We start from the raw sequence: 11,082 nt of genomic DNA on the forward strand, positions 1-11,082 counted from the left end.
CAAGCTCTCGCGGTGTCCGAGGAGGACGGTCGCGCGGGCTGACCACGTGCGAGGATCGGCTATCTGCCGGTCTACCGCACGAGGAGCAGCATGACGTCCAACAGCACGTCGGAGCGCCGGCGCGAGGCGCCGGACCGGAACCTGGCGCTGGAGCTGGTCAGGGTGACCGAGGCGGCGGCGATGGCGGCGGGCCGCTGGGTCGGCAGGGGTGACAAGAACGGCGGCGACGGCGCGGCCGTGGACGCCATGCGCAAGCTGATCGGCACGGTGTCGATGCGCGGGGTCGTCGTGATCGGCGAGGGCGAGAAGGACGAGGCGCCCATGCTGTTCAACGGCGAGGAGGTGGGCGACGGCAACGGCCCGGAGTGCGACGTGGCCGTCGACCCGATCGACGGCACGACGCTGATGGCCAAGGGGATGCCGAACGCGCTGGCGGTGCTGGCGGTGGCCGAGCGGGGCGCGATGTTCGACCCGTCGGCGGTGTTCTACATGGAGAAGCTGGCCACCGGGCCGGAGGCGGCGGACGCCATCGACATCACCGCGCCGATCTCGGAGAACGTGCGGCGGGTGGCGAGGGCCAAGGGCGTCGACGTGTCGGACGTGACGGTGTGCGTGCTGGACCGGCCCCGGCACGAGGACCTGGTGCTGAAGGTGCGCCGGTCCGGCGCGCGCATCCACTTCATCTCGGACGGGGACGTGGCGGGCGCGATCTCGGCGGCCCGCCCGGACACCGGCGTGGACCTGCTGGTGGGCATCGGCGGCACGCCGGAGGGCATCATCGCGGCGGCGGCGCTCAAGTGCATGGGCGGCGAGATCCAGGCGCGGCTGTGGCCGAAGGACGACGCGGAGCGCGGCCGGGCGCTGGACGCGGGCCACGACCTGGACCGGGTGCTGACCACGTCCGACCTGGTGCGCGGGGACAACGTGTTCTTCTGCGCGACGGGCGTCACGGACGGCGACCTGGTGCGCGGGGTGCGCTACCAGGCCGGTGGCTGCACGACCCAGTCGATCGTGATGCGGTCGAAGTCGGGCACGGTGCGGATGATCGACGGGTTCCACCGGCTGACGAAGCTGCGCGAGTACGCGTCGGTGGACTTCGACCTGCCGCCGTCGGGCGAGGAGCCGCTGCCCCCGCTGCCGTAGCGGGGCGAGGCGCGCCGGGGGTGACACCGGTGGGTGACCGGGGTCACCCCCTGGAGCTGTCAACGGTCAAGGCGCGGCTACCGTCCGTCCGTAGGTAGTCGCGCCCGGTGCCCAGTCCTTACGTTTCCGACCTGGCCGCCCGCACCCCTGCGCGGGCGGCGGGGAGGAAGAGCGATGAGGATTCGCCCCCTGTTCACGGCGCTCGCCGTCGCGGTCGGCACCGCGCTGGCGACGGTCGGCGGCGCCCAGGCCGCGCCCACCGAGCCGGACCTGACCCCGGCCATCGTGGGCGGCGGCAACGCCACCCAGACGTACTCGTTCATGGTGTCCCTGCAGAGCAGCTCGGGCAGCCACTTCTGCGGCGGCTCGCTGATCAAGGCCAACTGGGTGGTGACGGCCAAGCACTGCGTGCAGGGCACGTCCGCGAGCTCGATCCGCGCGCGGGTCGGCACCACCAACCGCACCAGCGGCGGCACCGTCGCCACCGGCGCGCAGGTCGTGACGCACCCGAGCTACGACCTGGCGCTGGTGCGCCTGGCCACCTCGGTGACCCAGGCCCCGATCACCGTCGCCTCCACCTCGGGCGCGACCGGCACCGCCACCCGCATCATCGGCTGGGGCCAGACCTGCGCCCCGGCGGGCGGCTGCGGCGCGCCGACCACCCTGCAGGAGCTGAACACCTCGATCGTGTCGGACGGCAGCTGCTCGGGCATCTACGGCGCGTACGAGATCTGCACGAACAACCCCGGCGGCAACAAGGGCGCCTGCTACGGCGACTCGGGCGGCCCGCAGATCAAGTCCGTGGGCGGCGCCTGGCAGCTGATCGGCGCGACCAGCCGCGCGGGCAACAACAACTCCACCTGCGCGACCGGCCCGTCGATCTACGTGGACGTCCCGGCGTTCCGGACCTGGATCAGCGGGTACGCGGGGACGGTCTGACCGTTCCCGGACCTCACCCCCGCGGGTGGCTGAGTGACGCCCGCAGGGAGCAGTGACGATTACTTCCAGTGGCCCATTCCCGCAGGTCGGGGGTGGGCCACTGGTCTTTTCAGGGGTTGGTCGCGGATTCCAGGGGGTAATCGGAGCGCGAGGGGTGATTTCGAGATGAAGAAGAGGATCCTCGGCACCGCACTGGCCGCGACCGCTCTGACGCTCGGTCTCGCGGCTCCGGCCTCGGCGGCGTCCGGGACGCCGTGCGGCGGCGTCCAGAACGGGGCGTGCGTCCAGCTGTCGACCAACCAGGCCTGGTTGGTCTACGACGGCGGCGCGAGCTACGGCCCCGTGCCGATCACCACCGGGAGGCCGGGCTACGAGACGCCCGTCGGCACCTTCCCGGTGCTGCGCAAGGTGAAGGACGACTGGAGCGTCCCCTACAACGCGCCGATGCCCAACTCGGTGTACTTCACCGCTGACGGCATCGCCTTCCACGAGGGCAGCCTGACCGACCAGTCGCACGGGTGCGTGCACCTGGGGCCCGACGCGTCGGTGGTGTTCTTCGACAACCTGTTCCCCGGTGAGCAGGTGCAGGTGGTGCCCTGACCGGGGCCGCCTGTCCGGATGCGGGCGGGGCCGGGGGTCCTTACCTGGCGGGTCCTTACCTGGCGTCGCTGGAGTGGCCGGGGAACAGGTGCGCGTCCGGGTCGAGCGCGACCGCGATGTTGTTGACCGCCGTGGCCGCCTCGCCGAACCCGGTCGCGATCAGCTTGACCTTGCCGGGGTAGGTGGCGACGTCCCCGGCCGCGTAGACCCCGTCGAGCGCGGTGCGCATGGTCTGGTCGACCACGACCGCCCGGTGGTCCAGCTCCAGCCCCCACGACTCGATCGGCCCCAGGTCCGCGGTGAAGCCCAGCGCCGCCACCACGGTCTGCGCGGGCAGCACCTCGCTGCCGGAGTCCTTGACGTCGACCTCGACCTCGGCGACCCGCCCGTCCCCGCCGATCCGGGTGACCTGCGCGTCCGTGATGATCCGCACGCCCAGGTCGCGGACCTGCCGCACGGTCGGCGGGTGCGCGCGGAACGTGGCGCGGCGGTGCACGACGGTGACGCTGCCCGCGATCGGGGCGAGCGCGAGCGCCCAGTCGAACGCCGAGTCGCCGCCGCCGACGACCACGACGTCCTGCCCGACGTGCGCGTCCAGCGCGGGCACGAAGTGCACCAGCCCCCGCCCGAGCCAGCCCTCCCCCGCGACGAGCGGCCTCGGCTTGAACTCGCCGATGCCCGCCGTGAGCAGCACCGCGCCCGCGCGCACGGTGGCCCCGTCGGCCAGCCCCACGTGCAGCTTCCCGTCGACCGGGGCGAGCGTGCGGGCCTGGCGGCCCAGCAGGTAGGTGGGGTTCCACTGCCCGGCCTGGGTGACCAGCGCGTCGACCAGGTCCCGGCCGCGCACGGCGGGGAAGCCCGCGACGTCGAGGATCATCTTCTCCGGGTACATGGCGGTGATCTGCCCGCCCGGTTCGGGCAGCGCGTCCACCACGGCGGTGGCCAGGTCGCGGAACCCGGCGTAGTAGGCCGCGAAGAGTCCGGTGGGTCCCGCTCCGACGACCAGCAGATCGACATCGAGGTCCATTCCCCCGACCCTAGGTGTCCTCGACCACCGTGCCCATCCCCCGCTGCGGGGCCAGACTCGGTGGCATGGATGGTCAGGAGTACCGCGTCGAGCACGACACGATGGGTGAGGTCCGGGTGCCCGCGCACGCGCTGTGGCGGGCGCAGACGCAGCGGGCGGTGGAGAACTTCCCGATCTCGGGGCGCGGCCTGGAGCGCTCGCAGATCCGGGCGCTCGGGCTGCTGAAGGCGGCTGCCGCGCGGGTCAACGGGCGGTTGGGCGTGCTGGAGCCCGAGGTCGCGGAGGCGATCGCGGCGGCGGCGGACGAGGTCGCGGCGGGCGAGCACGACGGGCACTTCCCGGTGGACGTGTTCCAGACCGGGTCGGGCACGTCGTCGAACATGAACGCGAACGAGGTGATCGCGACCCTGGCGTCGCGGGCGCTCGGCCGCGAGGTTCACCCGAACGACCACGTCAACGCCTCCCAGTCGTCCAACGACACCTTCCCCACGACGCTTCGGGTAGCCGCGACGGAGGCGGTCGCGAACGACGTGCTCCCGGCGCTGGAGCACCTGCGGGGCGAGCTGGACGCGCGGGCGGCGGACTGGGCCGGGATCGTCAAGTCCGGGCGCACGCACCTGATGGACGCGGTGCCCGTGCTGCTCGGCGACGAGGCGCGGGCGTGGGCGACCCAGGTGGCCAACGGGGTGGCGCGGTTGCGGGACAGCCTGCCCAGGCTGGCGCAGCTGCCGATCGGCGGCACGGCGGTGGGCAGCGGGCTGAACGCGCCGGAGGGCTTCGGCGCGGCGGTCTCCGAGGAGCTGGCGCGGGTGACCGGGCTGCCGCTGACCGAGGCGGAGGACCACTTCGAGGCGCAGGCCACCCAGGACGGGGTGGTGGAGGTGTCCGGGCAGCTGCGGGCCCCCGCGGTGGGATTCTACAAGATCGCGATCGACCTGCGCTGTATGGGCTCGGGCCCGCGCGCGGGGCTGGGCGAGCTGGCGCTGCCGGACCTGCAGCCGGGGTCGTCGATCATGCCGGGCAAGGTCAACCCGGTGATCCCGGAGGCCACGATGATGGCGGTGGCGCAGGTGATCGGCAACGACGCGGCGGTGGCGTTCGCCGGGACCCAGGGCAACTTCCAGCTCAACGTGATGCTGCCGGTGATCGCGCGGAACGTGCTGGAGTCGGCGCGCCTGCTGGCGGCGGTGGCGCGGCTGCTCGCGGACAAGGTGGTCAGGGGCGTCGAGCCGGACGCGGACCGGATGCGCGAGTACGCCGAGTCCTCGCCGTCGATCGTGACGCCGCTGAACAAGCACCTCGGCTACGAGGAGGCGGCGTCGATCGCGAAGCAGTCGCTGGCCGAGCGCAAGACGATCCGGCAGGTGGTGCTGGAGCGCGGGCACGTGCCGGGCAAGCTCAGCGAGGAGCAGCTGGACGCGGCGCTGGACGTGGTGCGGATGGCGCGCAACGACCGCTGAGCCCCTCGGCGGGCGGGTCGGCGGGGGACGGGTGCGGCGGCCCCGTCCCCCGGTCGCGTCCGTGATCGGCGGGGGCCGGTGATCCGGGGCACGATCAGCCCGTGCTGTTCTCACGGGTGGTCGAGGTGTCCGCCGAGGTGGGGTCGACCCGCTCCCGGCTGGCGAAGGTGTCGGCGCTGGCCGGGCTGCTGCGCGGGGTCGAGGACACCGGGGCCGCCGGGGACGCTGAAGCTGTGGTGTCGTTCCTGGTGGGCGTGCCCCGGCAGGGCCGGATCGGCGCCGGGTTCCGCACCGCGCGGCAGCTGGCGGCCCCGCCCGCCGACGAGGCGTCGCTGCGGGTGTCCGACGTGGACGGGGCGCTGGGCGAGTTCGCCGCCGAGTCCGGGAAGGGCAGCGCCGCGCGCCGGGCCGCGCTGCTGGCGGCCCTGTTCGCCGGGGCGACGGCCGAGGAGCAGGACTTCCTCAAGCGGCTGCTGACCGGCGAGCTGCGGCAGGGCGCGCTGGAGGGCGTGATGCTGGACGCCGTGGCGCGGGCTGCCGGGGTGCCCGGCGAGGCGGTGCGGCGGGCGTTCATGCTGTCCGGTGAGCTGCCCGCGACCGCGGCGGCGGCGCTGCGCGACGGGGTGGACGGGCTGGCCCGGTTCCGGCTGGAGGTGGGCCGCCCGGTGCGGCCGATGCTGGCCTCGCCCGCCGAGTCGCTGGAGGACGCGCTGGCCGGGTCGGGCCCGGTCGTGGTGGAGCACAAGCTGGACGGGGCGCGCATCCAGGTGCACCGGGACGGCGACGGGGTGCGGGTGTTCACCCGGACCCTGCGCGAGATCACCGGGACCGTGCCGGAGCTGGTCGAGCTGGTGCGCGGGCTGCCCTGCCGGTCGGTGGTGCTGGACGGGGAGACGCTGGCGCTGCGCGACGACGGCAAGCCGAGGCCGTTCCAGGAGACGATGAGCCGGTTCGGCGCGCAGGACGAGCGGGAGCTGCTGCTCAGCCCGTTCTTCTTCGACTGCCTGCACCTGGACGGCGACGACCTGCTGGACCGGCCGCTGCGCGAGCGGCTCGCGGCGCTGCGGTCGGCGGCCGGGCGGCACGTGGTGCCGGGGGTCGCCGACGCGACGCCGGAGAGCGCCGCCGGGGTGCTGCGGGACGCGCTGGACGGCGGGCACGAGGGCGTGGTGGTCAAGGACCTCGACGCGCCCTACGCGGCCGGGCGGCGCGGCAAGGCGTGGCGGAAGGTCAAGCCCGTGCACACGCTCGACCTGGTGGTGCTCGCGGTCGAGTGGGGCAGCGGGCGGCGCGAGGGGCTGCTGTCCAACCTGCACCTCGGGGCGCGCGACGCGGACGGCGGGCCGCCGGTCATGGTCGGCAAGACGTTCAAGGGGCTCACGGACGAGCTGCTGGCGTGGCAGACGCAGGCGCTGCTCGCGATCGCCGAGGAGCGCGGCGAGTGGGTGGTGCGGGTGCGGCCGGAGCTGGTGGTGGAGATCGAGCTGGACGGCGCGCAGGTCAGCCACCGCTACCCCGGCGGGGTGGCGCTGCGGTTCGCGCGGGTGGTGCGGTACCGGCCGGACAAGACCGCCGCCGAGGCCGACACCCTCGACGCGGTCCGGGCGATGCTGCCCGAGCGCGCGGCGCCGGGTGGTGCGGCGGGCGCCACCCCCCTTGACCCCCGAGAGCCCACCGCCGCGGACCCCCGATCGCAGGACACCGCCGGTGACCACGGGTAGTGTCACCTCAACGTGCGATTCATCGAAGGGCACCAGCCCGCCAACGACCTGACCTACGACGACGTCTTCCTGGTCCCCGGCCGCTCCGCCGTGGACTCCCGGTTCGGGGTCGACCTCTCCACCTCCGACGGCACGGGCGCCACGATCCCCGTGGTCGTGGCCAACATGACCGCCGTCGCGGGCCGCCGCATGGCGGAGACGATGGCCAGGCGCGGCGGCCTGGTCGTGCTGCCCCAGGACGTGGCCCCCGAGGCGGTGGCCGAGATCGTGTCCTGGGTCAAGGAGCGGCACCCGGTGTGGGACACGCCGCTGGTGCTGTCCCCGAACGACTCGGTCGCGGACGCGTTCAACCTGCTGCACAAGCGCGCCCACGGCACCGTCGTGGTGGTCGGCCCGGACGGGCGCCCGGTGGGCACCGTGGACGAGCACGCGCTGGGCGGCGTCGACCGGTTCACCCGGCTGAGCGAGGTGGCCGACCACGACGTGCTCGTGCTGCCGCTGGACACCGCGCCGCGCGAGGTGTTCGAGCGGCTGGGCGCTCACCGGGCCGCGCTGGGCGTGGACGGCGACGGCAGGCTCAAGGGCATCATGACCGGCCTGGGCGCGCTGCGCGCCGAGGTGTACCAGCCCGCGCTGGACGCGAGCGGCAGGCTCAGGGTGACCGCCGCCGTCGGCGTGAACGGCGACGTGGCGGCGAAGGCCGAGGCGCTGCTGGCGTCCGGGGTGGACGCGCTGGTCGTGGACACCGCGCACGGGCACCAGGAGAAGATGCTGACCGCGCTGAAGGCGGTCCGGGCGCTGTCGCCTGCCGTGCCGGTGGTGGCGGGCAACGTGGTGACCGCCGAGGGCGTGCGCGACCTGGTCGAGGCTGGCGCGGACGTGATCAAGGTCGGGGTCGGCCCCGGCGCGATGTGCACCACCCGCATGATGACCGGCGTGGGCCGCCCGCAGTTCTCGGCGGTGGCCGAGTGCGCCGCGCAGGCCCGCGAGCTGGGCAAGCACGTGTGGGCGGACGGCGGCGTGCGGCACCCGCGCGACGTGGCCCTCGCGCTGGCGGCGGGCGCGGCCAGCGTCATGGTCGGCTCGTGGTTCGCGGGCACCTACGAGTCGCCCGGCGACCTGCAGCGGGACGAGGCGGGCAGGCTCTACAAGGAGTCGTTCGGCATGGCGTCGAAGCGGGCCGTGAGCGCGCGGACCCGCACGGACAGCGCGTTCGACCGGGCCCGCAAGGGGCTGTTCGAGGAGGGCATCTCGTCCTCCCGGATGCGCCTGGACCCGACCAGGCCGGGCGTCGAGGACCTGCTGGACTCGATCACCTCGGGCGTGCGGTCGGCGTGCACCTACGCGGGCGCGACGACCCTGGAGGAGTTCCACGCGCGCGCAGTGCTGGGCGTGCAGTCGGCGGCGGGCTTCGCCGAGGGCAGGCCGCTCCCCTCGGGCTGGTGACCGCTCGCCACCACCGGTCGCAGGCCGGGACCGGGGCCTCCCGCGCGGCGCGGGAGGCCCCGGTCGGGCCCGGCGGTCGGCCCCCGGTCAGGACGAGTAGTCCTCCAGCATCTCGGTGACCAGCGCGGCGATCGGCGAGCGCTCCGAGCGGGTCAGCGTGACGTGCGCGAACAGCGGGTGGCCCTTGAGCTTCTCGATCACGGCCGCGACGCCGTCGTGCCGCCCGACGCGCAGGTTGTCGCGCTGCGCGACGTCGTGGGTGAGCACCACCCGCGAGTTGGCCCCGAGCCGGGACAGCACGGTCAGCAGGACGTTCCGCTCCAGCGACTGCGCCTCGTCGACGATGACGAACGAGTCGTGCAGGGACCGTCCCCGGATGTGGGTCAGCGGCAGGACCTCCAGCATCCCCCGGTCCATGACCTCTTCCAGGACGTCCTGGCTGACCAGCGCGCCGAGGGTGTCGAACACCGCCTGCGCCCAGGGCTGCATCTTCTCGGTCTCGGAGCCGGGCAGGTAGCCGAGCTCCTGGCCGCCGACCGCGTACAGCGGCCGGAACACGACGATCTTGCGGTGCTGGTTGCGCTCCATGACCGCTTCCAGGCCCGCGCACAGCGCGAGCGCCGACTTGCCGGTGCCCGCCCGGCCGCCCAGCGAGACGATGCCGACCTCGTTGTCCAGCAGCAGGTCGAGCGCGACGCGCTGCTCCGCGGACCGGCCGTGCAGCCCGAACGCCTCGCGGTCGCCGCGCACCAGCCGGACCTGCTTGTCGGCGGTGACCCGGCCCAGCGCGCTGGAGCTGCCCGCGAGCAGCCGCAGGCCGCTGTGGCAGGGCAGCTCGGCCAGCTCCGCGAGGTCGTGCTCGGCCGGGTCGACCGAGCCGTCCCGGTAGAGGGCGTCCACGAGGGACTGGTCGACGTCCACGTCGGACATGCCGGTGAACCCGGAGAGCGTGACGTCGTGCGCCCGGTACTCCTCGGCCGCCAGGCCCACCGCACCCGCCTTGACGCGCAGCGGCATGTCCTTGGTGACCAGGGTGACCTCGGCGCCCTCGGCGGCGAGGTTGAGCGCGCAGGCGAGGATGCGCGCGTCGTTGGAGTCGGTGCGGAAACCGGCGGGCAGCACCTCCGGGTCGGTGTGGTTCAGCTCGACGCGCAGCGTCCCGCCGTGGCCCCCCACGGCGATCGGGGCGTCGAGCCTGCCGTGGCGCAGGCGCTCCTCGTCGAGCAGCCGCAGCGCCTCCCTGGCGAACCACCCCAGCTCCGGGTGGTGCCGCTTGCCCTCCAGCTCGCTGATCACGACCAGCGGGAGGACGACCTCGTGCTCGGCGAACCGGGTCATCGCCGCCGGGTCGGACAGCAGGACCGAGGTGTCGAGGACGTAGGTGTGCTGGGCGGGCGCCTTGCGGCGCCGGGACGCGCTGCGCGTTGAGCCTGAGGAACGGCTCGCGGGTCGTCGTGCGTTCACGGCAACTCCTCACGAACGCGGCACCCGCGTCCGCTCCTCGCTGGGCCAGGCACTGTCCCGAGTGGATGAGCCCCGTCCGGCTAGCGGACGGCGCCCCCACGAGGGCCGGGTGCCGGCCCCCTCGCGCAAACCGCCACGTTTGGGACCTCCCCTGCACGGAGCGCAGTGGACGCGCCCCGCAAGTTCGGAAGCTACCTGTGGAACCCACGTTTCGGGGCGGCCGAACGGGTGTGAGATGGAAGCTTCACCTGCGCGCAAACCCTGGGAAAGATGGTGCGGTCGGGGGCTTGCGCTCCCCCGGACAGCGTCATCGGGGCGCAACATTGCGTGATAGCCGCAGTTCTACGGCTTGACACCGGTCCGAGTGAGGGGGTTTACGCAGAGTTGCGGGGTAGCCAGGGCACCCCCGCGGCCAGCTCGGCCTCCAGGCTGCGCGGCACGAGCGGTTCGTCCAGCAACCGCCGGAAGCGCTCGACCAGCGGGCCGCCGGGCGGGCGCAGGTCCAGCCAGGTCCCGACCAGCCGGACGCCCTCGACGTAGGTCGTGGTGTAGGCCCGCCACAGCGGGTCGGACAGGAACCGCACGAGCTGGCAGGCCCGCTCGTGCGGCACGAGCAGCCAGCGGCGCAGGAAGTCGACCACGTCGTCGGGGTCGGCCCGCTGGTCGTGCAGCATCAGCGCGGCGTCCTGGCGCACGGTCAGCAGCCCGGACAGCGCCGACTCGACCCGCTCGACGTGCCCGCCGTCGAACCGCAGCCCGACGTCCCCCAGCACCTCCTCGGCCCAGCGCCCCCAGCCGGGGCCGACCGCCAGGTGCAGGCCCAGCTCGGCCGCGCCCTCGGACACCAGGCAGCGGGGGCTGTTGACCAGGAACAGCGAGTGCTCGACGTGGCCGAGGCCGTCGACGAGGGCGGTGGTGCGGCGGCAGTGCTCGGTGTGGTGGCCGGGGTAGGCCTCGTGGGCGATCAGGTGCGGCAGGGTGCCGTAGCGGTGCCCCATGTCGGCGTTGACCGACACCCGCGACCGGTTGCCGCCCAGGTGGTGGGTGAAGCCGCTCCACGGCCGGTCGGTGACCACCTCGTGCTCGACGCCCTCGTCCGGCGGCAGCGCGAAGTCGGGGGCGACCCGCGCACGCAGGGCGTCGGACAGGGCGGTGACGGCGTCGGCGAGGCGGTGCCGGGGGACGGTGTCGGCGTCGCGGTGCTCGGCCAGGCGCAGCCGCAGCGGGCCGTCGCCGGGGAGCAGCTCGTCCAGGGCGGCGTGCGCGGCCCGGTAGGCGTCGG

At 74.1% G+C, this 11,082-nt stretch carries 9 protein-coding genes; 6 read left to right on the plus strand and 3 right to left on the minus strand.

Annotated elements, in window-relative coordinates:
• Positions 1-90 precede the first annotated feature (90 nt).
• From glpX to ACTUAL_RS13485, 3 genes are all read left to right on the plus strand, one after another.
• Positions 91-1,143 carry a class II fructose-bisphosphatase gene (gene glpX / locus ACTUAL_RS13475; RefSeq protein WP_012783349.1) on the plus strand — a complete coding sequence of 351 codons (1,053 nt, stop codon included), beginning with the start codon at positions 91-93 and terminating at the stop codon, positions 1,141-1,143.
• 174 nt (positions 1,144-1,317) lie between these two features.
• The gene (locus ACTUAL_RS13480; RefSeq protein ID WP_440900475.1) at positions 1,318-2,082 is read left to right on the plus strand and encodes a S1 family peptidase; all 765 of its coding nucleotides are present in this window, start codon (positions 1,318-1,320) and stop codon (positions 2,080-2,082) included.
• Between the two features lie 165 nt (positions 2,083-2,247).
• Positions 2,248-2,682: a L,D-transpeptidase gene (locus tag ACTUAL_RS13485; protein WP_096491493.1), complete on the plus strand. Its 435-nt coding sequence runs from the start codon at positions 2,248-2,250 to the stop codon at positions 2,680-2,682.
• Between the two features lie 55 nt (positions 2,683-2,737).
• Here ACTUAL_RS13485 and ACTUAL_RS13490 read toward each other — a convergent pair whose 3' ends face one another.
• Entirely contained in the window at positions 2,738-3,709 is a 972-nt protein-coding gene (locus tag ACTUAL_RS13490) for an NAD(P)/FAD-dependent oxidoreductase (RefSeq protein WP_440900476.1), read from the minus strand.
• Between the two features lie 65 nt (positions 3,710-3,774).
• Here ACTUAL_RS13490 and ACTUAL_RS13495 point away from each other — a divergent pair, with 65 nt between their 5' ends.
• The 3 genes from ACTUAL_RS13495 to ACTUAL_RS13505 all read left to right on the plus strand — a co-directional run bounded on the left by ACTUAL_RS13495 (position 3,775) and on the right by ACTUAL_RS13505 (position 8,336).
• Positions 3,775-5,169, plus strand: coding sequence for a class II fumarate hydratase (locus ACTUAL_RS13495; protein ID WP_440900477.1), 1,395 nt, complete (start codon positions 3,775-3,777; stop codon positions 5,167-5,169).
• A 101-nt stretch (positions 5,170-5,270) separates the two neighbouring features.
• Positions 5,271-6,890, plus strand: a complete 1,620-nt coding sequence (locus tag ACTUAL_RS13500; protein ID WP_440900478.1) for an ATP-dependent DNA ligase — start codon at positions 5,271-5,273, stop codon at positions 6,888-6,890.
• 12 nt (positions 6,891-6,902) lie between these two features.
• Positions 6,903-8,336 (plus strand): GuaB1 family IMP dehydrogenase-related protein, encoded by a 1,434-nt coding sequence (locus ACTUAL_RS13505; RefSeq protein WP_440900479.1) that lies wholly within the window; start codon positions 6,903-6,905, stop codon positions 8,334-8,336.
• Positions 8,337-8,423: 87 nt separating this feature from the next.
• Here the strand turns inward: ACTUAL_RS13505 and ACTUAL_RS13510 are convergent, their stop codons facing one another.
• Complete coding sequence (locus ACTUAL_RS13510; protein WP_218181503.1) at positions 8,424-9,674, minus strand: PhoH family protein; 1,251 nt, start codon at positions 9,672-9,674, stop codon at positions 8,424-8,426.
• A 500-nt stretch (positions 9,675-10,174) separates the two neighbouring features.
• Positions 10,175-11,082 (minus strand): DUF885 domain-containing protein (locus tag ACTUAL_RS13515; RefSeq protein WP_440900480.1); only part of this gene is annotated, 908 nt, incomplete at its 5' end.

The sequence above is a fragment of the Actinosynnema sp. genome, from assembly GCF_052038725.1.

What these genes read in the sequence shown, in the direction of transcription:
- ACTUAL_RS13510 (WP_218181503.1), bottom strand. Translation starts at nt 9,674, where the DNA reads ATGACCCGGTTCGCCGAGCACGAGGTCGTCCTCCCGCTGGTCGTGATC.
- ACTUAL_RS13480 (WP_440900475.1), top strand. Translation starts at nt 1,318, where the DNA reads ATGAGGATTCGCCCCCTGTTCACGGCGCTCGCCGTCGCGGTCGGCACC.
- ACTUAL_RS13485 (WP_096491493.1), top strand. Translation starts at nt 2,248, where the DNA reads ATGAAGAAGAGGATCCTCGGCACCGCACTGGCCGCGACCGCTCTGACG.
- ACTUAL_RS13490 (WP_440900476.1), bottom strand. Translation starts at nt 3,709, where the DNA reads ATGGACCTCGATGTCGATCTGCTGGTCGTCGGAGCGGGACCCACCGGA.
- glpX (WP_012783349.1), top strand. Translation starts at nt 91, where the DNA reads ATGACGTCCAACAGCACGTCGGAGCGCCGGCGCGAGGCGCCGGACCGG.
- ACTUAL_RS13495 (WP_440900477.1), top strand. Translation starts at nt 3,775, where the DNA reads ATGGATGGTCAGGAGTACCGCGTCGAGCACGACACGATGGGTGAGGTC.